The 22,714-nt window shown below is 70.2% G+C and carries 17 protein-coding genes and 2 riboswitches; of the genes, 7 read left to right on the plus strand and 10 right to left on the minus strand.

Features of this window, described 5'->3' with window-relative positions:
• Nucleotides 1-33: 33 nt before the first annotated feature.
• Nucleotides 34-1,410, minus strand: a complete 1,377-nt coding sequence (locus ACLQ29_RS16235) for a hypothetical protein (RefSeq protein WP_425772362.1) — start codon at nt 1,408-1,410, stop codon at nt 34-36.
• Between the two features lie 323 nt (nt 1,411-1,733).
• Between ACLQ29_RS16235 and ACLQ29_RS16240 the strand changes: the two genes are divergently transcribed.
• On the plus strand, nt 1,734-3,248 hold the full coding sequence (locus tag ACLQ29_RS16240; protein ID WP_425772363.1) for a cellulose binding domain-containing protein: 1,515 nt from the start codon (nt 1,734-1,736) through the stop codon (nt 3,246-3,248).
• A 61-nt stretch (nt 3,249-3,309) separates the two neighbouring features.
• Here ACLQ29_RS16240 and ACLQ29_RS16245 read toward each other — a convergent pair whose 3' ends face one another.
• The 3 genes from ACLQ29_RS16245 to eno all read right to left on the minus strand — a co-directional run bounded on the left by ACLQ29_RS16245 (nt 3,310) and on the right by eno (nt 8,081).
• Nucleotides 3,310-5,883, minus strand: coding sequence for an ATP-binding protein (locus ACLQ29_RS16245; RefSeq protein WP_425772364.1), 2,574 nt, complete (start codon nt 5,881-5,883; stop codon nt 3,310-3,312).
• Nucleotides 5,884-6,154: 271 nt separating this feature from the next.
• Nucleotides 6,155-6,652, minus strand: a complete 498-nt coding sequence (locus ACLQ29_RS16250; protein ID WP_425772365.1) for a GNAT family N-acetyltransferase — start codon at nt 6,650-6,652, stop codon at nt 6,155-6,157.
• 163 nt (nt 6,653-6,815) lie between these two features.
• Complete coding sequence (eno, locus tag ACLQ29_RS16255; RefSeq protein WP_425772366.1) at nt 6,816-8,081, minus strand: phosphopyruvate hydratase; 1,266 nt, start codon at nt 8,079-8,081, stop codon at nt 6,816-6,818.
• A gap of 118 nt (nt 8,082-8,199) precedes the next feature.
• On the opposite strand from eno, the gene ACLQ29_RS16260 reads away from it, so the two are divergent.
• Complete coding sequence (locus tag ACLQ29_RS16260) at nt 8,200-9,114, plus strand: MerR family transcriptional regulator (RefSeq protein ID WP_425772367.1); 915 nt, start codon at nt 8,200-8,202, stop codon at nt 9,112-9,114.
• A gap of 576 nt (nt 9,115-9,690) precedes the next feature.
• Here ACLQ29_RS16260 and ACLQ29_RS16265 read toward each other — a convergent pair.
• Nucleotides 9,691-10,686 (minus strand): ribonucleotide-diphosphate reductase subunit beta, encoded by a 996-nt coding sequence (locus ACLQ29_RS16265; RefSeq protein ID WP_425772578.1) that lies wholly within the window; start codon nt 10,684-10,686, stop codon nt 9,691-9,693.
• 59 nt (nt 10,687-10,745) lie between these two features.
• Nucleotides 10,746-13,064 carry a ribonucleoside-diphosphate reductase subunit alpha gene (locus ACLQ29_RS16270; RefSeq protein ID WP_425772579.1) on the minus strand — a complete coding sequence of 773 codons (2,319 nt, stop codon included), beginning with the start codon at nt 13,062-13,064 and terminating at the stop codon, nt 10,746-10,748.
• A 196-nt stretch (nt 13,065-13,260) separates the two neighbouring features.
• Nucleotides 13,261-13,477: riboswitch (cobalamin riboswitch) on the minus strand.
• Between the two features lie 554 nt (nt 13,478-14,031).
• Between ACLQ29_RS16270 and ACLQ29_RS16275 the strand changes: the two genes are divergently transcribed.
• Both ACLQ29_RS16275 and ACLQ29_RS16280 read left to right on the plus strand, forming a co-directional pair.
• Nucleotides 14,032-15,426, plus strand: coding sequence for an L-fuconate dehydratase (locus ACLQ29_RS16275; protein ID WP_425772368.1), 1,395 nt, complete (start codon nt 14,032-14,034; stop codon nt 15,424-15,426).
• Nucleotides 15,427-15,435: 9 nt separating this feature from the next.
• Nucleotides 15,436-16,158, plus strand: coding sequence for a FadR/GntR family transcriptional regulator (locus tag ACLQ29_RS16280; protein ID WP_393368698.1), 723 nt, complete (start codon nt 15,436-15,438; stop codon nt 16,156-16,158).
• A 185-nt stretch (nt 16,159-16,343) separates the two neighbouring features.
• Here ACLQ29_RS16280 and ACLQ29_RS16285 read toward each other — a convergent pair whose 3' ends face one another.
• From ACLQ29_RS16285 to ACLQ29_RS16300, 4 genes are all read right to left on the minus strand, one after another.
• On the minus strand, nt 16,344-17,162 hold the full coding sequence (locus tag ACLQ29_RS16285) for an ATP-binding cassette domain-containing protein (protein WP_425772369.1): 819 nt from the start codon (nt 17,160-17,162) through the stop codon (nt 16,344-16,346).
• Complete coding sequence (locus ACLQ29_RS16290) at nt 17,162-18,214, minus strand: ABC transporter substrate-binding protein (protein WP_393368693.1); 1,053 nt, start codon at nt 18,212-18,214, stop codon at nt 17,162-17,164. Before ACLQ29_RS16290 ends, ACLQ29_RS16285 begins: the two co-directional genes overlap by 1 nt.
• A 40-nt stretch (nt 18,215-18,254) precedes the next feature.
• Entirely contained in the window at nt 18,255-19,262 is a 1,008-nt protein-coding gene (locus ACLQ29_RS16295) for an ABC transporter permease (RefSeq protein ID WP_425772370.1), read from the minus strand.
• Between the two features lie 308 nt (nt 19,263-19,570).
• Entirely contained in the window at nt 19,571-20,449 is an 879-nt protein-coding gene (locus tag ACLQ29_RS16300; RefSeq protein ID WP_425772371.1) for an amidohydrolase family protein, read from the minus strand.
• 292 nt (nt 20,450-20,741) lie between these two features.
• Nucleotides 20,742-20,816: riboswitch (cobalamin riboswitch) on the plus strand.
• A 57-nt stretch (nt 20,817-20,873) separates the two neighbouring features.
• On the opposite strand from ACLQ29_RS16300, the gene ACLQ29_RS16305 reads away from it, so the two are divergent.
• Genes ACLQ29_RS16305 through ACLQ29_RS16315 form a run of 3 tightly spaced genes read left to right on the plus strand, consistent with a single transcriptional unit; the run spans nt 20,874 to nt 22,419 of the window.
• Entirely contained in the window at nt 20,874-21,077 is a 204-nt protein-coding gene (locus tag ACLQ29_RS16305) for a CbtB domain-containing protein (protein ID WP_425772372.1), read from the plus strand.
• A complete protein-coding gene (locus ACLQ29_RS16310; RefSeq protein WP_425772373.1) occupies nt 21,068-21,838 on the plus strand; it encodes a CbtA family protein in 771 nt (256 codons plus the stop codon). Before ACLQ29_RS16305 ends, ACLQ29_RS16310 begins: the two co-directional genes overlap by 10 nt.
• Complete coding sequence (locus ACLQ29_RS16315) at nt 21,835-22,419, plus strand: histidine phosphatase family protein (protein ID WP_425772374.1); 585 nt, start codon at nt 21,835-21,837, stop codon at nt 22,417-22,419. Before ACLQ29_RS16310 ends, ACLQ29_RS16315 begins: the two co-directional genes overlap by 4 nt.
• Nucleotides 22,420-22,714 lie beyond the last annotated feature (295 nt).

Here is a 22,714-nt window from a genome sequence, read left to right on the forward strand (position 1 = left end):
GACGTGGGGAAAGACCGGATCACCCGACTGGGATCAGGTGGTGGGGCGGCACAGCGAGTTCTGGTTGGCGCTGCAGTCGGTGAGTTGCAGTGTGTCCACGTTCATGGTCAGGGTCGCCGGTTGCGAACCACCGGCCGGCGCCACCACGGAGATCTGCACGGTGGCCGCGTTCGACGGTGCGACCGCTTCGTAGGACCGCTCGATCCAGCTCGACGTCAGGCCGAACGAGCTACTTGTCGACGTGGACAGTAGCGTGCCGCCGGAGTTGTACCACCGCATGCGCAGCGCGGCGGTGCCGGAGTTGGCGCGTAGCTGGACGTAGAACTTGTACTTGTGTCCAACCGTCACCGACGGCTTACGACTCACCACTACCGACTTCTCCGCCGACTGCGGTGAGCTGACGAACTGCAGCGAGCGACGGTTGTCGAAGTAGCGGGCGGAGATGCCGGTGAACGAGCCCTGCGGCGTCACCGAGATGGTGGCCCCGGAGCCTGCGGTGGTGAACCCGGTGGGGTTCGAGGTGCCCGGCGCCTGCGCCTCGATGGTCCGCTCCTGCGCGGTCAGCAGGTCGTTGTTGGCGCCGACGTCGCAGCACACCGGCGAGGTGAGCAGCGGGTGATTCGCAGTGTTCCGCACCGTTTCGGACGGATAGTTGTCGACATAAAACGTCGCGCTGGTCTCGCTCGGGTCGTAGTTCTGACGGTAGGCCATGTCGTAGGCCCACCAGTCGGTGAAGCACATCGTGATGTCAGGGCAGTACTGCTCGGCCTGCCAGTTGTTGTTGGAGTCCTGCCAGACGTTCTCGGTCTTGTAGCCGTGGCCGGCGCCGAGCAGATGGGTCATCTCGTGCCCGACAACTCCGCTGTCCCACGCCTCGACGATGGAGACACAGCCGTGACCTCCGCTTGTCGGACACCAGTGTGCCGAGAGGGATGGCGCGGGGAACTCCGTCAGGATCACGTACCAGCGGTTGGGGTCGTCGTAGCCCTTGGCCGACAGGTCGCCGGCGATCGCCCAGAAGTCGGTGCTCAGGGTGTCGATCTTCTCCGGCACCACCATCGCCTGCGCGTACTGGTTGTACGTGCTGGTGGTCGTCGATCGGCAGCTGATCTTGAAGTGCTGGTCGTAGTTGCTGGCCTGGTCGAACAGCCAGTCGACGCGGTCCATCACACGGGCAGCGTGCTCGACGTTCGCCGAGTACTGGTTGCCGGTGGAGTCATTCCACGCGTAGATCACCTGCAGTGCCGCCGGACTGTTGACCGGCGGACTCTTCGGGTCGGTGGCGGTCGTGTCGCATCCAGCCCTGGGCAGGCTGGCGTTGTTCGGCTGCGTGTAGGGCAGGGTCGGCTCGCTGCCGAGGTTGGCGGCATGGACCGGCTGCGCGGACGACGCCATCACCACCACGGTCACGAGTAAGGAGGCCAGCCCCAGACGATGACCGCGCCGAAGCTGGCGTCCGTTGCCTAGCATGCACATTCCCCCTTGCGTAGGTCTTCGCTGTGGCGTGCCGTCCGGTGTCGACACGCCTGTTGCAGCAGACCCGATCACGCACATTGATCGCTATGTGTTGATGCCAACACTCTTAGTGACGGCCAACAGCCGCATTCCGTGGTGAAATGGGACTGTCTGCCGCCACACCGCCCGGCACGACTGCCGGCAGGACCGCCGGCATGTTGACTCCTGCCGGGCGTCCTGCCTGCCACCCGGCAGCGGCTGTTGCTTGACTCAGCGGCATGACATCAATACGGAAAGCGATCACCCACACGGTGGTCGTCGGGGCACTGGTCGGCGCGACGGCGCTCACCGGTCCCACCTCCGCGTACGCGGAGTCCGGCCAACCGGGGGCCGCTGGGGCCGCCAAGTCCCTCCTCGACATCATCCCGGCACAGACCCTGGACCAGATGGTCGCCCAGGCCCCACTCGTCGACGCGGCCAATGTCATCCGCACCGCGGTGGACCGCGCGCCGGCGCGCGGTTATGCGGGCATCGGCCTGGTCGACGACCACGTCACCCTGTGGTGGAAGGGTGCGCCGCCCACCGACATCGCCGCAGCCGTCACCGCCGCCCGCCGCGCCGCGCCGGTCGAGGTGGCCAACGCCACCTACTCCCGCGCCGAACTGCGCAAGGCGGCCACCAGACTCACGCCGGTGGTCGAGGCCGACCCGACGGACGCCAGCCACTCGGTCCGGCTGCGCACAGACGGTAGCGGCATCGAGATCGCCGTTGACCACACCCCGAGCGCCAAGCTGCCGAAGCTACCGGTCACCGGCGTGCGTACCAGCCTCGTCGAACGCGACCAGATGGTCGAACGGTCACGGGCCAACGACGCCGCGCCGTTCGACGGCGGGGCCGGCATCGGGTTCACCACGCCCGGGTGTACCGCAGGCTTCGGCGTACGCAACGCCGACACCAACGCCGGTTACCTCCTCACCGCCGAACACTGCGGGGCCATCGGCTCACCCTGGCACGTCGGCTGGAACAAGACCACCGGCACCGGCACCCTGGTCGGCTACGCGGTCGACAGCAATGACGACCACGACACGATGATCATTTCGACGTCCGCGCCCGGCAACCACCTCTACGTCGGCGGCCAGCAGGACGAGGTCCGCGCCCAGGTCATCGGCTGGACCGAGGTCTTCCCCGGCCAACTGCTGTGCCAGTCCGGCTACACCTCCGCGGGTGCCATCGGCGGCCCGGTCTGCAACCTGCGGGTCGACTACCACTACGACGACATCGAGGACCTCGTCGAGGCCACCCAGCTCGACGGCAACGAGGCCGCCCGGGGCGGCGACAGTGGCGGCCCGGTCTACGCCGTCAACGCCAACGGCACCGTGCTCGCCGCCGGCACCACCACCCGATCGGCCGGTCGGGGCTTCGGCTTCCAGGACTTCGCCACCGCCCGCGACGACTACGGCAACATCGTGCCGGCGACGAAGATCGCCAGCACCTGCCGGGTCTCCTTCGTCGTCACCAACTCGTGGGTCACCGGCTACAGCGCCAGCGTCACCGTCTACAACGACGGCCCGGCCGCCAACGGCTGGTCGCTGGGCTTCGCCTTCCCGGGTGGACAGCTCGTCGAGGGCCACTGGAACGGCGTCTTCCAGCAGGCCGGCTCGGCGGTGACCGTCACCAACGAGAACCACAACGCCAGCATCCCGACCGGCGGCGCCGTCAACTTCGGCTTCACCGCGAGCGGTCCCCCCGCCACCTCGGCACCGTTCACCCTCAACGGCACCACCTGCAACTGACAGCTGTCCCTGCACACCGGGCCCCGCCGCATCGTCGGCGGGGCCCGGCCCGGGTCCGGGATCAGGACTCGGCCAGTTCGCGTCGCAGGGTGGCGCGCAGGGTCCGCACCTCCGGGGCGTCCAGTTCGCCGCACCGGTCGAGCGCCCGCTCGCGCAGCAGGCGGGCGTCGGCGGCCCGGCCCGGAGCCGAGCCGGCCAGCGCGGCGAGCGCGGACAGGGTCTGCGCCTCCCACCACGGGCAGGACAGCGCGGCATACAGGGCCAGCGCCGCCCGCAGCGCCTCGGCCGCCGCGTCGACCTCGCCCAACGCCTCAAGCGCGAGCCCGTACCGGTGGATGGCGATGGCCTCGCTGAACGTCGCGCCGGACCGGTTGAACACCTGCCGGGCGCGGGCGTACTCGTCGGCGGCGGCCCGCCACCGGCCCATCCCGGCCAGGTCCGCGCCGAGATTCATCATCGCGCCGGCCCGGGCCACCGCCGCGCCGGTACGGCTGAGACCGTTGCCCTGGGCGTAGAACGCCAGCACGTCGCGGTGCAACTCGGCCGCTTCGGAGAACCGGCCGAGCGTGGCCAGCGCTCCGCCCAGCACGCTCGCCGCGCTGTGCTCGCCGAGGGCGTACCCGATCTCGCGGAACAGGCTCACGGCCCGGCGGCAACTGTCGACGGCCGACCCGCCGCGGCCGATGCGGATCAGGATGGCGGCGGTGTAGGCGAGCGCCCACGCCTCCTCCCGGCGGTCCCCGATCCGGCGGGCCAGTTCCAGCGCCCGGGCCAGGGCGGCCAGCCCGTCGGTGTTGCGGTCCCGGCAGAAGTACCGGGCCCAGCCCAGGAAGTTCAGCAGGACGGCCTCGTCACGGGGGCTACCGGCGGCACGGGCCGCGGCCACTCCCAGCGAGAAGATCTCGTCCCAGGAGTGCCGGTGACTGTTGGCGTCCGAGTACCAGTGCAGAGCCCTGGTGACCGCGACCACGTCGGCGTGCCGACCACGCCGGGCCGCGTCGCGCAGCGCCGCCAGCCAGTTGCCGGACTCCCGATCCAACCAGTACGCCGCCGCCCGATCGTCGTCGAACGAGGAGTCGACCCGACAGGCGACCGGTTCGAACATCAAGCCGGCCTCCCGGGTACGCCGCAGCAGCCAGCCGACCATCTGCTCGTGCGCCGCCGCCCGGCAGGCCTGTTGCTCCTCGGCGTCGAGGCGTTCCTGGGCGTAGAGCCGGACCAGGTCGTGGAACTGGTACCGGTCCCCCATGGTCAGCAGGACGCTGGCCTCGACCAACTCCTCCAGGGCCGCCGCCGCGGTCTCCTCGTCGGTGCCGGCCACGGCGGCGACCAGCGCGGGTTCGAAGTCGGTGCCGGGAATCAACGAGGCCCGTCGGAACACCCGCGCGGTCGTCGGGTCCAGTTGCCGGTAGGAAACCTCGAACGCGGATCGGACGCCCAGGTCTCCGGCGGTCAGCACGGTCAGCCGCTGACGCTGGTCGCGGAGCAGGTCCACCAGCCAGCCAACCGACCATTGCGGACGGCTGGCGAGGCGGTTGCCGGCGATCCGCACGGCCAGCGGCAGCCGGCCGCAGAGTTTGACGATGTGGTCGGCCGCGGCCGGCTCGGCGGCGATCCGGTCGACGCCGACGATCGCCTCGAGCAGCAGTCGACCGGCTGTCGGGGTGAGCAGGTCGAGCGGCAGGCGGACCGCGCCGGCGAGACCCGTCAGTGGACGCCGGCAGGTGACCAGCGCGAGGCATCCCCGCCCGGCCGGCAGCAGTGGGCGTACCTGTGCCTCGCTTGCGGCATTGTCCAGGACCACAAGCAGCGGCCGGTCCCGGGTGAGGGTGCGGAACAGACCGCCCCGCTCGGCCGGCGACACCGGCACCCGGCTGTCCGGCACGCCGAGCGACCGCAGCAGTCCGGCCAGCGCCTCGGACGGGTCGAGCGGACCGTCCGGCGAGGCGCCCTGTAGGTCGACGAAGAGCTGTCCGCCGGCGAAGGCCGGGCTGAGTCGATGTCCAGCGGCGACGGCGAGGCTGGTCTTGCCGATCCCCGGCGGCCCGTGCAGCACCACCACCGAGGCGGTGTCCGGCCGTCCCGCGGTGACGTCGGCGGCCAGCGCCGAGAGCCGTTCCAGGATCTCCGCCCGGCCGGCCAGGTCCGGAACGGCGGCGGGCAGTTCCCCGGGTACGACCACCGCCGGGCGGCCGGGCGGCACCGGCACGCGATCGTGCGGCACCGGCACGCGATCGTGCGGCACGTCCGCGCGCTCGCCCGGCACCGTGACGCGATCCTCCGGCACCGCCGCGTGGTCCTCCGGCGCCTCAGCGTGGTCGTCCGGCGCCTCAGCGCGGTCCCCCGGCGCCTCAGCGCGGTCCTCCGGCACCGCCGCTCGGTCGTGCGGCTGCCGCTCGACCCGGGCCAGGGCGACGAAGCGGTCGCGGTCCGCCCCCGCCAGCCGCAGGGCGTCGGCGAGCAGAACCACCGTCCGTCGTTGCGGGCTGCGCACCCGGCCGCGCTCCATCTCCCGGATGCCGCGGACACTGGAACCGGCCGCTTCGGCAAGCTCCTCCTGGGTCAGCCGCCGCTCCAGGCGGAGGGTCCTGAGGAGACCTCCGAAATGGTCACGCCGCACCTGACTCTTGGGCATGCTCCCCCACCCACCCAACGCCCGCACTTACGTAACGTGCATCGATGGTCGCATGTGCGTGACGAGTTGCGGCCCGCTGTGCACGGAGTGTGAGTATCACCATGGCGAATCCGGCGATCCTCGCCCACGCTGTCGTCTGGTCGATCCGACCGCCCCAGTCGGCCCTGTCGCAGCGCCCCGGGCGCGAGGAAGCCTCACGCCCGGGGGCGGCCCTGCCGGACTGACCCCGTACCGACGAGCTCGGGCGACTGACGGCTGCCGTCAACTGTCGTCAGGTGATGGCAGGGCTGCGGCGTTCCAGCAGGACGACGTCGCGCCAGCGGCCGTGGTGGCGACCGACCCGCTCGCGTACGCCGACGAGCCGGAACCCGGCTCGCCGGTGCAGCGTCAGGCTGGCGGTGTTCTCCGGGAAGATCCCGGACTGGATCGTCCAGATGCCGACGGCCTCGGTGGAGGTGACAAGCGCGTCCAACAGCAGCCGGGCGACGCCGCGGCCCTGGGCGGCTGGATCCACGTAGACGGAGTGCTCGACCACACCGGCGTAGACCGCGCGGGTCGAGGTCGGCGAGACGGCGATCCAGCCGAGAACGGTGCCGTCGGGGTCGACGGCCACGAACCGGTGCCCGGTCAACCGGGCCGCGTCGAATGCCGCCCAGGTCGGCGCGGTGGTCTCGAAGCTGGCGTTGCCGGCATCGAGGCCGGCCTGGTAGATCGCCAGCACCCGCTCGGCGTCGGCGGCAGTCATGGAACGCACGGTGATGTCAGCCATCAGCAGGTTCCCTCCAGGTCAAAGGCTGTCCACGTCAACCTAGGCCCGTCACTCAAGGGACGCCCAACCGGCGCCGATCTTGCACTTTCTGTCGCCGATACACGTGGAATGCACCTCGTGTCGGGACAGAAAGTGCAAGATCGCGGGATGAGGGCGGTCGGGGTTAACGCGTTCGGGCGTAGACGGCGCGGTCGCCCAACTCCTCCTCGATGCGGATGAGCTGGTTGTACTTGGCGGTGCGGTCGGAGCGCGACAGCGACCCGGTCTTGATCTGGCCGCAGCCGACGCCCACGGCCAGGTCGGCGATCGTGGTGTCCTCGGTCTCGCCCGAGCGGTGCGACATCACCACCCGGTAGCCCGCCTTGTGGGCGGCGTCCACGGTCGCGAGAGTCTCGGTGAGCGTGCCGATCTGGTTGACCTTGACCAGAATCGCGTTTGCGTAACCGCCCTCGATCCCGTCGCGCAGACGGTCGACGTCGGTGCAGAAGACGTCGTCGCCGACCAACTGCACCCGCTCCCCCGCCAGCGCGGTCAGCCGCTTCCACCCGGCGATGTCGTCCTCGGCCATCGGGTCCTCGACCGAGCTGATCGGGTACCGGGAGACCAGGTCGAGCAGGTAGTCGACGTGCTCCTCGACGGTGCGCGCCCGCCCCTCGCCGACGTAGTCGTAGACGCCCTCGTGGAAGAACTCCGAGCTGGCCGGGTCGAGGCAGATCGTCAGGTCGGCGCCGGGCTCGTAGCCGGCGTCCTCGATGGCGCGCAGCACGAAACGCAACGCCTCGTCCGCGTCGGTGAAGGTCGGCGCGAAGCCGCCCTCGTCACCGACGTTCGTGCTGTGCCCGGCCGCCGCCAGGGACCTCCGGAGGGTGTGGAAGACCTCCGCGCCCATCCGGACCGCCTCGGCGAACGTCCGCGCCCCGACCGGAGCGATCATGAATTCCTGGAAGTCCAGCGGGTTGTCGGCGTGCGCGCCGCCGTTGATGATGTTCATCATCGGCACCGGCAGCAGCCGGGCCCCCACCCCGCCGACGTAGCGGTAGAGCGGCTGCCGGTGCGCCATCGCCGCCGCCTTGGCCGTCGCCAGGGACACCGCGAGGATCGCGTTGGCGCCCAGTCGACTCTTGTCCTTCGAGCCGTCGAGAGCGATCATCGTCTCGTCGACGAGCGCCTGGTCCTCCGCGTCGAGCCCGATCACCGCGTCGGCGATCGCACCGTTCACGGCGGCGACCGCCGTCGTGACGCCCCTGCCGTGAAAGCGCGTGTGGTCCCCGTCGCGCAGTTCGACAGCCTCGTTCGCTCCCGTCGACGCCCCGGAGGGCACGGCCGCGCGCCCGGTCGACCCGTCGGTGAGCACCACGTCGGCCTCCACCGTCGGGTTGCCCCTGCTGTCGAGGATCTGCCGACCCCGTACCCGGCTGATTGCCGTCATCACACACTCCCTGCTCAGGATGCCTTTTCACCGCCAGACTGGCAGGAAACGGCGGTCCTGGCACCGCGATGATCGACACGTTGACCCGTACCCCGGGGTGCGGGTTTAGGGTCGCGGGATGCGGGTGGGTGAACTGGCACGACGGACCGGGACGACGGTTCGGGCCCTGCGGTACTACGAGTCGGCCGGGCTGGTCGTGCCCCGACGGCTGGGCAACGGCTATCGCGAGTACGACCCGATCGCGGTGCGCCTGGTGGCCCAGATCCGCGAGTTGATGGCGCTCGGCCTCACCGTCGAGGAGACCCGCCCGTTCGTCGAGTCGATAGCCGGCGGCGCCGACGACGCCGACGTGTGCGCGGCGGCGGTGGCCACGTACCGCAGCACCATCACCGGCCTGCAGGAGCGGATCGGCAGGTTGACCGCCCAGCGGGACGCGCTGGACGCGCGCCTCGACGCGGCCGCGACCCAGGTCGTCCCCGGCGGTGACACGGTCGGCGCCGACCCTGCCGCGCTGGTCGGGACCCGCCTGCCGCAGCTGTCCTTCTACGGCACCGACGGCCGACCTGTCGATCTCGGCGCGCTCGGCGTCGGGCGCAGCGTCATCTTCGTGTACCCCCTGACCGGGCGGCCCGGCGTCGATCTGCCCAACGGTCTGCTGGAGGTCCATGGGGCCCGGGGCAGCACCGAGCAGGCCGCGTGGTTCCGCGACCACCACGCGGAACTCCGCGCGGCCGGCGCGGCGCGGGTGTACGGCCTGTCCGCGCAGTCGACCGGTTACCAGCGGGAACTCGCCCACCGGCTGCGGCTGCCCTACCCGCTGATCCCCGACCCGCGGCTGAGCCTGGCCGCCGCACTGCGGCTGCCGACGCGCACCGCGGGCGACATGACGCTCTACGAGCGGTTGACCCTGATCATCGCCGACGGCGAGGTGGAACACGTCTTCCACCCGATTCCGGACCCGGCGTCGCACCCACTGCACGTGATGCGGTGGCTCACCAAGCGACGCCAGGCCCCGGGATCGGTCGCCGCCTAGCAGTCGTCGTCGAACTCGCCGCGGTGCTCACCGTGGCGCCGGCGACGTCCTCGATCCCGTGAAACGACAATCGTTACTTCTGCAACATGATCGATGCGGCGTCCGCCACAACACCCAACGACCAATCGAGCTGACGACATTCGCTTTGACTCGTGCACCCAAGGCAGCTGCCTGAACGCCACGGCTGGCCACATGCCCGAGTCCAATGAGCATCAAGCGTCCGCATCGCGGCGAACAGTTCGTCTGCCCGACTCACCGGTTCATCGATCGGCACGGCCGCGAGTTGGTCGAGGGCCATCCAGGCAAAGGTGTCTACGTCGCAGAAGCGCAGAGTTGAACCCGCTGTTCGCCAACCCCGCACCGCCTCGTCGATCATGGAGTTGTGGTGGGTGACAAAGTGCCTGCACAACCCACATCAGGCGCCACAACTCCATGATCGGAGGGACCGGACCGCCCCTTCCCCGCGATCTTGCACTTCCTGTCGCGACATAAGAGAGCATTGCACGCATATCGACGACAGAAGCTGCAAGATCGGCGCAGACGGGCGTTCCTCACGGGCGTTCCCGCACGACGCTCCTAGAAGTCGTCGTCGAAGGCGACGGTGCCGGCCACCCCGACCTGGTACGCCGACACCCGCCGCTCGAAGAAGTTGGACAACTCCTGCACGTCCTGCAGCTCCATGAACGCGAACGGGTTGCTCGACCCGTAGTGCGGGGCGATGCCGAGCTGGGCCAGGCGGCGGTCCGCGACGTGCTGGAGATACTCCCGCATGTCGGCCAACGTCAGGCCGGGCACCCCGTGGCCCACCAGGTCCTCGGCGAACTGCACCTCACACTCGACAGCCTCGGCGAGCATCTGCCGCACCTGGTCGGCGAGGTCGTCGTCGAACAGGTCCGGTTCCTCGGCGCGCACGGTGTCGACGACGTCGAAGGCGAACGCCATGTGCATCGACTCGTCGCGGAACACCCAGTTGGTGCCGGAGGCGAGGCCGTGCAGCAGGCCGCGGGAGCGCAGGAAGTAGACGTACGCGAACGCTCCGTAGAAGAACAGCCCCTCGATGCAGGCGGCGAAGCAGATCAGGTTGAGCAGGAACGTCCGGCGGTCGTCCCGGGTCCGCAGCTCCCGCAGGTCGCCCAGGGAGTCGATCCAGCGGAAGCAGAACTCGGCCTTACGGCGGATCGAGGGGATGTTCTCGATGGCGGCGAACGCCTCGAAGCGTTCGGTCTCGTCCGGCACGTACGTGTCGAGCAGGTTGAGGTAGAACTGGACGTGCACGGCCTCCTCGAAGAGCTGCCGGGACAGGTAGAGGCGACCCTCGGGGCTGTTGACGTGCTGGTAGAGGTTGAGCACCAGGTTGTTGGCGACGATCGTGTCGCCGGTGGCGAAGAACGCCACCAGCCGGCTGACCAGGTGCCGCTCGGCCGGCGACAGCTTGTCCAGGTCGGCGAGGTCGGCGTGCAGGTCGACCTCCTCGACGGTCCAGGTGTTGCGGATGGCGTCGCGGAACCTGTCGAAGAAGTGCGGGTAACGCATCGGGCGGAGGGTGAGGTCCATCCCGGGGTCGAGCAGCATGTGCGTGGTCCTCGTGTCGGTGGTGCGGGCGTCGGCGGTGGTGGTGGTGTCGGCGGGGGTCACTGGCAGGCCTCGCACGACTCGGGGTTCTCCAGCGAGCAGGCCAGCGCCTCCGCGTCGGCCGCCACCGGGGCGAGCACCGCGACGGTGGCCTGCTGGATCCGGGTGGCGGGGCGGGAGCGCAGGTAGTACGTGGACTTCAGCCCGGCCTTCCAGGCGTACAGGTACATCGAGGAGAGCTTGCCGATGGTCGGTGCGGCCAGGAACAGGTTCAGCGACTGGGACTGGTCGATGAACGGGGCGCGGGCGGCGGCCAGGTCGATCAGGGCACGCTGCGGCAGTTCCCAGGCGGTGCGGAACAACTCCCGGACGCCGACCGGCAGCTCGGCGATGTCCTGGACCGACCCCTCCGCCCGCTTGATCGCCGACCGGATCCGCTCGGTCCACAGGCCACGGGCCTTCAGCTCGCGGACCAGCGCGGTGTTGACCTGGAGGAACTCCCCCGACAGGGTCTCGCGCTTGAAGAGGTTGGACACCTGCGGCTCGATGCACTCGTAGCACCCGGCGATCGACGCGATCGTCGCGGTCGGGGCGACCGCCACCAGCAGCGAGTTGCGCAGCCCGTCCACCTGGACCCGCTGGCGCAGCGCGTCCCACCTGGCGGTCTGCGTGCCCTGGACGCCCCACAGATCGGGCTGCAACTGGCCACGCGCGGCGCGGGTCTGCGCGTACGCCGGGTGCGCGCCGAACTCGCGCGCCAGGTCGGCGGAGGTCTCCAGCGCGGTCAGGTACAGCTCCTCGCTGATCCGGGTGGACAGCTCCCGCGCGGCCGGGGAGTCGAACGGCAGTCGCAGCGCGAAGAACACGTCCTGCAGGCCCATCAGCCCGAGCCCGACCGGCCGCCAGCGGGGGTTGCTCGCCGCCGCCTGCGCGGTCGGGTAGTAGTTGATGTCGATGACCCGGTCGAGGAAGGTGACGGCGGTACGGACCGTCGCGCGCAGCCGCTCCCAGTCGATGCCGCCGTCGGTCAGGTGCGCGGCGAGGTTCACCGAGCCGAGGTTGCACACGGCGGTCTCGGCGTCACTGGACACCTCGATGATCTCGGTGCAGAGGTTGGACAGGTGCACCACGTTGCCGTCTTCGGCGGTCTGGTTGCAGAGCCGGTTGGCGGCGTCCTTGAACGTCATCCACCCGTTGCCGGTCTGGGCCAGGGTCCGCATCATCTTCCCGTACAGCTCCCGCGCCGGGACCTGCCGCACGTAGCGACCCTGCGCCTCGGCCTCCCGGTACGCGGCGTCGAAACGCTCCCCCCACAGGTCGGGCAGCTCGGGCACCTCGTGCGGGTCGATCAGCGACCATATCTCGTCGGCCTCGACCCGGCGCATGAACTCGTCCGGGATCCAGTTGGCCAGGTTCAGGTTGTGGGTGCGCCGGGCGTCCTCGCCGGTGTTGTCCCGCAGTTGCAGGAACTCCTCGATGTCCGGGTGCCACGGCTCCAGGTAGACGCAGGCCGCGCCCTTGCGCCGGCCGCCCTGGTTGACCGCGGCGACGCTCGCGTCCAGCGTGCGCAGCCACGGCACGATCCCGTTGGACTGCCCGTTGGTGCCGCGGATCAGGGCGCCCCGGGACCGGACCCGGGAGTACGCGATGCCGATGCCGCCGGCGAACTTGGACAGGTTGGCGACCTGGGCGTAGCGCTGGTAGATCGAGTCCAGCTCGTCGCGTGGGGAGTCGACCAGATAGCAGGAGGACATCTGGGTGTGCCGGGTGCCGGAGTTGAACAACGTCGGTGAGCTGGGCAGATAGGCCAGGCTGGACATGAGTCGGTAGAAGTCGACCGCCTCGTCCGGCGTCTGGGACAGCCCGCAGGCCACCCGCAGCAGCCAGTACTGCGGGGTCTCCAGCACCAGGCGGCTGGTGGGGTGGCGCAGCAGGTACCTGTCGTACACCGTGCGCAGACCGAAGTACTCGAACCGCCGGTCACCGTCCGGATCGACAGCGTCGTCGAGCATCGGGGCGTGCGCGGCGACGAACGCGGCGGTGTCGTCGCCGATCAGGCCCTCGGCGTGGCCGACCCGGATCGCCGCGCTGAACGAGGTGACGCCCTGCCGACGCACCTCCTTGCCGACGTAGCTGGAGAGCAGCCGGGCGGCGAGGCGGGAGTACTGCGGTTCCTCGCCGATCATCTCGGCCGCGGTCTGGATGGAGAGCCGGTCCAGCTCGGCAGTCGTCGCGCCGTCGTACAGGCCGCTGATCGTGCGGGTGGCGACGCGCATCGGGTCGACGTCGGTCAGGTCGTCGGCCCACCGCTCGACCGCCCGGACGATCTTGTTGACGTCCACGGATTCGGTGGCGCCGTCGCGCTTGCGGACCTGCATCGGCGTCCGCCGCACGGCCGCGTCGCCGACTGCCGGGACTACCTCGGTGACTGTCACCACTCACTCCTCGCGAGTTCGAGACCTGATGGCCCCTCGAACGCGTGGAGACAGACACCGGCGGACGCCACGCCGGCACGGCGTGGGTCAGGTGGCGTCGGCCGTCCCACGCGGCCTCGGACCGCCGCTCACCCGGGTGTGGGTACGCGGCGCGCTGGCAGGTCTTCGGACTCGTGGGCACGACCGGGTTGGCCGGTCTCCTACTGGCCGTCGCTTCCCAGGCCGATTCGTGGCCCAGTGCTCATGACGGCTGTCGTTCCCACTCACCGCTGCGGGACAGTCCCGGATTTCCACCGGGTTCCCTCTTGCCTCGACCGCTCGGGCTGAGCGGTCGAACCAGCTGCGCTCGACACCATATATAGGGACGCTGCCGTTGTCACACCCCACATGTCGGTCTCGGGCGTGTCGACGGCGACGCCCGTGATGGTCGTCACCGGCCGCGCCGGCCGGGCCGGGTCCGGCCGACTCAGGGTCGGCGAACGCCCGCGCGGCACACGGCAGGCCGAGCGGGTGTCGACATTCGGAAAGGTGTGATGTATTAAGTCTTTAGATGTAAAGACCCCTACCCATACTCGGCCGTCAATGCAACTTTCCGGAGTGGACATCCAATCTTCTGGACCATTATCCACTTCCCGCGCCACCGTCCCCATCGGTCTCGGGGCGCCTCAGCGGCCTGCCGCGTCGTCGAGAGTCAGGGCGTCTACCAGCGCGACGAACACCTCCGCGACTCCGGCCGGGCGTGCAGACCAGGCACGGCGACCAGGCCGCCGGCACGTCGACGAATCGGCGGCGCGGAAAAAACATTAGATGTCTTCGATTCCTGGGTGATCGACGTCGTTGACTCGTCGGATTGACCCTCCGTATACTCCCAGAGATCATCTGATCTTTAGCCTAACCGGGCGAGGAGCGCATGCCGCAGATCACCGCCGTCACCGTCGAAGACGTCCGCTTCCCCACCTCCCTGACCGCTGACGGCTCCGACGCCATGAACAAGGACGGCGACTACTCGGCGGCCTATGTCGTCCTGCACACCGACGGCGTCGACAGCACGGGTGCGCCACTCGCGGGCCACGGTCTGACGTTCACCATCGGCCGGGGCAACGACATCGTCGTCGCGGCGGCCGTCCACCAGGCACAGCGCCTCGTGGGCGTGGACGTCGCGACGATGGCGTCGGACATGGGCGCGGTCTACCGCCTGCTCACCTCCGACTCGCAACTGCGGTGGCTCGGCCCGGAGAAGGGCGTCGTCCACCTGTCGCTGGCCGCCGTGCTGAACGCGTCGTGGGACCTGGTCGCCCGGGTCGCCGACAAGCCGCTGTGGCGACTGCTCGTCGACATGTCCCCCGAGGAGCTCGTCGACATCGCGGACCTGCGCTACCTGTCCGACGCGCTGACCCGGGACGAGGCACTGGCCATCCTGCGCGCCAAGGAGAGCACGAAGGCGGCCCGTCTCGCCGAGCTTGACCGGACCGGCTACCCCGCCTACACCACCTCGGCCGGCTGGCTCGGCTACGGCGACGACAAGCTGCGCCGGCTGTGCCAGGAGGCGGTGGACACCGGCTACGGCTACGTCAAGCTGAAGGTGGGCGCCAACCTCGAGGACGACATCCGCCGGTGCGGCATCGCCCGGGAGATCCTCGGCCCGGACCGCAACCTGATGATCGACGCCAACCAGGTGTGGGACGTCGGTCAGGCCATCGAGTGGGTCAAGGCCCTCGCCCAGTTCGAGCCACTGTGGATCGAGGAGCCGACCAGCCCCGACGACATCCTGGGCCACGCCGCCGTCCGCCGCGCCGTCGCTCCGATCGGAGTCGCCACCGGCGAGCACTGCCACAACCGGGTGATGTTCAAGCAGTTGTTCCAGGCCGAGGCCATCGACTTCTGCCAACTGGACACCGGCAGGTTGGCAAGCATCAACGAGATCGTCGCCGTGCTGCTGCTCGCCGCGAAGTTCGACATCCCCGTGTGCCCCCACGCCGGCGGTGTCGGGCTGTGCGAGATGGTCCAGCACGTGTCGGTGCTCGACTACGTCGCGATCTCCGGAGATCTCACCAACCGGGTGACCGAGTTCGTCGACCACCTGCACGAGCACTTCACCGACCCGTGCATCATCCAGGACACCGGCTCGGGCAGCGGTTACGTCCTGCCCCGCCAGCCCGGCTACTCCACCCGGATGCGCCAGGAGTCGGTCGAGCTCTACCGGTTCCCCGACGGCGGCTACTGGGCGACGACAGACCCGACTACGGTGTCTTCTCCGGAGTCGTACGTGATCGCGGGTGGGACGGCCACGCCCGCCGGCCGCTAGGGGGATGTCATGTCGCGCACCGACGAGGTGGTGAACGGCATCAAGCGGATGATCCTCGAAGGGCACTTCAAGCCCGGGGACCGCCTGCCCATCGAGAAGGACCTCGCCGAGTCGCTCGGCGTCTCGCGGGGGTCGCTGCGCGAGGGGATGTCGGCGTTGTCGATCCTCGGCATCGTCAACATCCGCCAGGGTGACGGCACCTACGTCACGAACCTCGACGCGCCGCAGCTGCTGGCCCCGATGGGCTTCGTGGTCGACTTCCAGGGCCAGGGCGACGCACGGCACGTCCACATCGTCCGGCGGCTGCTGGAGTGCGAGGCCGCCCGGCTGGCGGCGACCAGGATCACCGACGAGGCCCTCGCCCAGGCGGGGGTGCTCCTCGACGAGGCCGCGCGGATCGCCGGTCGGTCGCCGCAGGAGCACGAACGGATCATGGAGATCGACATCGCGTTCCACCGGATCATCGCGGTGCACGCCGACAATCCGGTGCTCGTCGGTCTGATCGAGGCGTTCGCCGGGCGCACGCTGCGCGGGCGGCTCTGGCGGAGCCTGCACGAGGAGGGCGCGGACCGGCGTACCCACGACGAGCACGTCGCGATCCTGAAGGCCCTGGTGGCCCGGGACCCGGAACGCGCCCGGATCCGGATGGCCAACCACCTGATCGGGGTGGAGGAATCACTGCACGGGCAACCCGACGACGGTGAGGCAAACGTCGAGCCGGCGCGGTTCTGAACAAACTCCCCGGCGTACGGCGGCGCGCTACGCACCCGCCCGCGGCGCGCTACGCACCCGCCCGCGGCTCCGCGGCGCGCTAGCCACCCACCCGCGCCTCCACGGCGCGCTCGCCACCCGCCGCGGCCCGGCGGCTCCGGGGCGCGCCCTCGATCACGTGATCGCGCGCGCCCCGGTCGACGACTTCAGCGGTCGTCCCGCTCTCCGCCGGTGCTCCCGGTCATCGCCGCGACCAGGTCGTCGGTGGTGACCTCGTCCGCGCGCAGCCGGGCCGCCCGGCGGCCGAGCCGCAGCACCTCGACCCGGTCGGCGATCTCGAGCACCTGCGGCATGTTGTGGCTGACCAGCACCACCGACATGCCGGCGTCGCGGGCTCGCCGGACGACGTCGAGCACCCGCCCGGTCTGGACCACACCGAGCGCCGCGGTCGGCTCGTCGAGGATGACCACGTTCGTCGCCCAGATGATGGCGCGGGCCACCGCGACGCACTGTCGCTGCCCACCTGACAACATCGCGATCGGGGTGGTGACCCGAGGGATCCGCACACCCAGTTCGTCGAGGGCCGCGGCGGCGCCCTGCCGCATGGCGCGCTTGTCGAGCAGACCCAGCCGGCCGAGCGGCCCGGAGCGCAGGATCTCTCGGCCCAGGTAGAGGTTGGCGGCCACGCTGAGATCGTCGGCGACGGCGAGATCCTGGTAGACCGTCTCCACACCCGCACGCCGGGCGTCGACAGGCGTGGAGAACTGGACGGGCCGACCATCCACCCGGATCTCGCCCTCGTCGGGCGGGTGCACACCGGACAGCGTCTTGATCAGGGTGCTCTTTCCGGCGCCGTTGTCACCGATCAGCGCGACGACCTCGCCCCGGTGGACCGTGAAGTCGGCGCCGCGCAGCGCCTCGACGTGCCCGAACCGCTTGACGATGCCACGGGCTTCGAGGACCGGAGGATCCTCGGAGGTCGGTTGCGTGTCGCTGTCGGCGGTAGCCGTCGGGGTCGTACCCATCACTGCACCGGGGGGTTGGCGCAACTCGGCTCGAGCACCGCCTTGATCTCCGCGGAGTCGATGTTCTCCTTGGTGACGAACGTGACGCCGGTGTCGGCCGATGCCAGCGGCGCCTTGTCCCGCAGGTGCTTGACCATCTTGTCGACGCCGAAGTAGCCCATCTTGAACGGGTTCTGCACCACCAGCGCCGAGATCTGGCCGCTGCGCACCCCGGCGATCTCGTCCGGGGCGGCGTCCCACCCGATGATGACCACCTTGCCGGACTTCCCGGCCGCCTGGATGGCCTGCGCGGCGCCGAGCACGCTCGGCTCGTTGGCCGCGAAGATGCCGGCGAGGTTGGGGTTGGCGGTGAGGATGTTCTCGGTGACGCGCCGTGCCTCGTTGACGTCGCTGCGGCTGGGCTGCTGGCCGACCAGCTTCAGGTTGGGATACTGGGCGAGGCCGGCCTTGAAGCCGTCCACCCGCTCGGTGTTGGTCTGCGATCCCGGCTGGAACTCGACGAGCGCCACCTGGTGGTTGCCGGGGCCGAGTTCGGTGGCGAGCAACTTCGCCGCCTCGGTGGCCGACGCACGGTTGTCGGTGGCGAACAGCGGCACGCTCGACGGCTGCGGGCTGGTGCCAGAGTCGATCATCGCGACCGGGATCTTCGCGGCGAGCGCCTGGTCGGTCGCGGGCGCCAGCGCGCTGGAGTCGGTCGCCGCGTAGACGATGCCGTCGACCTTCTTGGTGACGAAGTTCTGGATCAGGTTGACCTGGCCCTCGACATCGGTTTCGGTGGTCACCCCGTCCCACTGCACGGTGACGTCCCCCGCGCGTTGCGCGGCGCACTCCGCGCCCGCCTTCACGGTGTTCCAGTAGTCGGCGCCGACGGCCTTCGGCACGACGGCGAGCTTCAACGGGCCGCTCGCGTCCTTCGTCGCGCCGTCGCCCCCGTCGCGGACCTCGACCCCGCCGCAGGCGCTGAGCAGAGCGGTCGCCGCGGCCGCGGCCAGAACCGCCCGTACGCCCAGGATCGACCGTCGCGTCCGCCGGCTGGTGGTGGTGTGCGCCATGGTGTGTGTCCTTTCCCGTTCGGAGTCTCGGAATGGCATGTCAACCCCGTGATTCCAGCCGCCGGCGGCGGTACTGGTCGAAGTAGACGGCGGCCCAGATGATCAGGCCGACGATCACCTGCTGGTAGTGGATGCTGATGTCGAGCAGGACAGCGCCGTTGCGCACCAGGGCGATGAGGAACGCGCCGATGATGGTCCCGACGATCCGGCCCTGACCACCGAACAGACTGGCGCCGCCGATGACCGCGGCGGCGATGACATCGAGTTCCAACGAGATCCCGTAGTTGGGCTGGCCGGAGTTGACGCGGGAGGCGGCGATCATGCCGCCCAGCCCGACCAGCACGCCCGCCAGCACGTACACGCCGGTCAGGTGACGCCCCACCCGGACCCCGGAGCGGCGAGCGGCCTCCAGGTTGGAGCCCATCGCGTAGGTGTACTGACCGAAGCGGGTCTGGGAGAGCAGAAAGGCGACCCCGACCGCGACCAGGACGGTGATCAGCACGGCGAACGGAATGCCGAGGATCTCGCCGTTGCCGAGCAGTTGGAAGGATCGGGGCAGGCCGTAGACGCCGACGGCGCCGGTGATGATGAAGACGAGACCGCGGCCCACGGACATCGTGCCCAGCGTCGCGATGAACGGCGGGATCCGGGCCACGGTCACCAGCAGCCCGTTCAGCAGACCGGCAAGCGCGCCGACGCTTATCGCGACCACGGTCGCCGCCCAGAGCGAGAAGCCGAGATCGCGCACGACCATCGCTCCCACGACGCCGGCGAGCGCGGCGACCGACCCCACGGACAGGTCGATCCCCTTCGTGATGATGACCATCGTCTGCGCCGTGGCGATGATGGCGATCACCGCGGTCTGCGCTCCGATGTTGAAGAGATTGTCCGCGGTCAGGAAATAGGGACTGGCGAAGGTCAGCGCGATGAACAGGACGACGAGCGCGGTCGCGGCGGTCAACTCGGAGACGGCGTGGGAGATCCGTTCGCGGAACCAGTCGCTGAGTTCGCCGCGCTGCGTGCCGGCGGATGCCTCGACGGTGCTCATCGTCGGATCTGACCTCCCCAACCGTGGTGCCAGCGCGGGACGGGGGAGTCCCCGACGAGCCGGCAACCTCTGACCCACCGAACCTTCCGGCAGGGTACGCGGGCTTGTGCCCACGTACCCGTCGAGATAGGTCGGATGTTTCCCTCGATCAGGCGTTACCTTGCCACGCATTGACTCATGTTGCCAAGGTCTTACGGGGATGTTGTCGTCGTTACCCGGCCCGGCCACGGCATACGTCCGATCAAACCGCCGCTCCTCGACACGTCCGGCCCGAGGTGCCGCTGGTCAGTCGGCGCGCCGCCGCGAGATCAGGCCGGGTCCAGCCGGTACGCCCGGCGGGCCGTCTCCCGCCAGATCGCCGCCCGCTCGTCAGCACCCAGCGGGTCCAGCAACTCGGTGAGGGCCTCGACCCAGCGCGGGTAAGAGGAGGCGAGCAGACACACCGGCCAGTCGGAGCCGAACATCAGCCGGGCCGGGCCGAACGCGTCGAGCGCGTGCTCGACCGCGGGCCGAAGGTCCGCCGTCGTCCAGGAGGGGCCGTCCACCTCGGTCACCAGACCGGAGAGCTTCGCCGTCGTGTTGGGCTCGGCGGCGAGCGCCCGCAGGTCGCGCGGCCAGTCGCCGAGGCCGGCGTGCCCGAGCGAGGGCTTGCCGAGGTGGTCCAGGACGAACCGCATCTCGGGCAGATCGCGGACCAGCCGGGTGGCCGCCGGCAACTGGTGGTCGCGTACCAGCAGGTCGAAGGCCAGGCCAGCGGCGCCCACCGCGGCGATGCCCCGCCGGATGTCCGGGCGGTCGAGGTACGCCGGGTCGGGCTCGGACTGGACGAGGTCGCGAATGCCCACCAGTCGCTCACCGCCGCGCGCCGCCCGGAGCCGGTCGAGGCGATCGCCGACGTTGTCGGCAGTGAGGTCGACCCAGCCGACGACGCCGGCGATGAGGGGATCGTCGGCCGCGATGCCCAGCAGCTCGGGCGTCTCCGTCCGGGCTGCGATGGACTGCACCACGACGGTCTGGGTGACTCCGGCGGCTCGGGCCACCGGGGCGAGATCGAGCGGGGTGAAGTCGTGGTCGATCACGGCCATGGTGTGCGGATCGATCCAGGGCTGCGGGTGCCGTGCCCGGACCCAGAGATGATGGTGCGCGTCGACGATGCCCTGGTCCGACGTGGCCTCGGTGCTCGTCATCGAACTTGTCCTGGCGTGCTCACGTGCTCTCCCCCACCCCGCCCAGTCATTGGTCAGACGTCCGGGTCGACTCGGTGTTTCAGAACCGATCCGGCAGTTTGACCATGTTAGCGGTAACAGGAGGCCTGCGGGGCCGCCGAGTGGGTGCTTCGGCGCAACCAAGCATCATATCTTTAGAATTCAAGCTTGTCGATACCGCTGCTCAGCGTGGACTGCCGCCCTGCTCACAGGATCGGGTTGACCGCCTGCGGCGACCCCGATACCGTCGACCCACTATCTGCGGCGACGCGAGGGAAGCCGGTGTGAGTCCGGCGCGGTCGCGCCACTGTAAGCGGTCCCGGCTCAATGGGGCCGCGAGCCAGGACGCTCGCTCGTCCGCAGCCTTGCGATGGGGACGCGTCATCCCCGGGGAGGTTCGTGTCTGATGTCTACTTCCACGTCCAGCCAGCCGTTGGTGCACCCCGCTGGCACCACCCGTCTGCTGTGGACGGTCCTCGCCACTGTCGTCCTGCTCAGCCTGCTGGCCTACCTCGTCGCCTTCGATCAGGGAGCGGTCTCGCGCAGCGGGACGTACCTGCACGAGCTGATGCACGACGGCCGGCACCTGCTGGGTGTCCCGTGCCACTGACGTCCACCACCGCCCCTTCGTTCGTCACCATCCTCGTCCGCGGGTTGCTCGCCGGCCTGCTCGCCGGCCTGCTCGCCGGGGCGTTCGCCTATGTCGCCGGCGAACCGCGCGTCGAGGCGGCCATCGCGATCGAGGAGGCGGCGACGCACGCCGAGCCCGCAGCCGGCGGGCACGACCACGAGGACGCCCTGGTCAGCCGGACCGGCCAGCGCGGAGGCTTGTTCCTGGCCACCAGCCTGTTCGGCGCCGCGATGGGTGGCCTGCTGGCCACGGCGTACGTCCTGCTGTCCCGCCGGAGGCGGACCTACGACGACGGCCGCTCGGGCCTGCTGCTGGCCGGCGCGGCGCTGCTCGGCGCGGTGATCGTGCCGTTCCTGAAGTATCCGGCGAACCCGCCGGCCGTTGGCGACCCGGCCACCATCAACCAGCGCACCGTCACCTACCTGCTGATGGTGGTGCTCGGCCTGGTGGCGGTGTGGGCCGGCTCCCTCGGCTATCGGGCGGTCGGCAGCACGGCGCCGCTGTGGCAGCGCGCCGCCGCGGCCGCCGGTGGGTTCCTGCTGGTCGCCGTGGTGTCCTATGTGGTGATGCCCTCCTTCCAGGAGGTTCCGGCGGACTTCCCGGCGACCCTGCTGTGGGACTTCCGGCTGGCCTCGCTCGGCACTCAGGTGGTGCTCTGGACCGGGATCGGCCTGCTGTTCGCGGCCCTGATGCACCGCGACCCGCGCCGCCGGACCGCCACCGCGCTGCCGAGCAGTTGACCGGCACCAGCCTCCGGCTGGTCGCCCACGGTCACACCGTCGCCCTGCGTCGGGCCCGCTTCGGTGGGCCCGACGACGGCCTGGACGAGGGGGGCCTGCGCGCCGCCCGCGCCCTGGCCCACGACGGAGCGGACCGACCCGGGCACCCGAGTGCCGGCACCGCCTGCCGGTCCAGTCCGGCGGCGGCGGCCACCCAGACCGCCGACGCTCTCGGCCTGCTGCCCACCATCGAACCGGCGTTGGCCGACTGTGACTACGGCGACTGGACCGGACGGGCACTCGAGGAGATCGCCGTCGAGCAGCCGCGGGCGCTGCACGAGTGGCTGTCCGCACCGGACCGCGCGCCACACGGGGGCGAATCCGTCACGACGGTGCGGGACCGGGTCGGTCGCTGGCTGGACGGGCAGCGCGCAGCCGGCGGGCGGATTGTCGCGGTGACCCATCCGCTGGTGCTCCGGGTCGCTGTCGTCCACGCCCTCGACCTGCCGGTGTCGACGTACCGGCAGGTGGACGTGGAACCGTTGGCGATCGTCCGGCTCACCAGCCAGGGCACGCGCTGGCAACTGCGGCTGGGCCCCTGACGTCACCCCTCGCGACCGGGCGGGGCGGGCCGTGGACACGGCCCACCGATGGTCGGGAAACCGAGTGGATCACGGTGCGGCGATGCCGGCCGGGTCACCGATACTTCCGGCGACTTTTCCGGATTATTGGGCCTGTCGATACGCCTGCCGGATTGATCGACCGATGACCGAACCCCTGCGTCCCGGCCGCTTATGCTAGGAGAGCACGGGGTGGAGCCTCAAGCGGCGCCGCTGCCGTGTTCCGGAGGACTACCGGAACTTGTTGACGCATCGGAAATCCCGCTGTAATACTCCG

The organism is Micromonospora sp. DT228, assembly GCF_049841595.1.
GTDB lineage: Bacteria > Actinomycetota > Actinomycetes > Mycobacteriales > Micromonosporaceae > Micromonospora.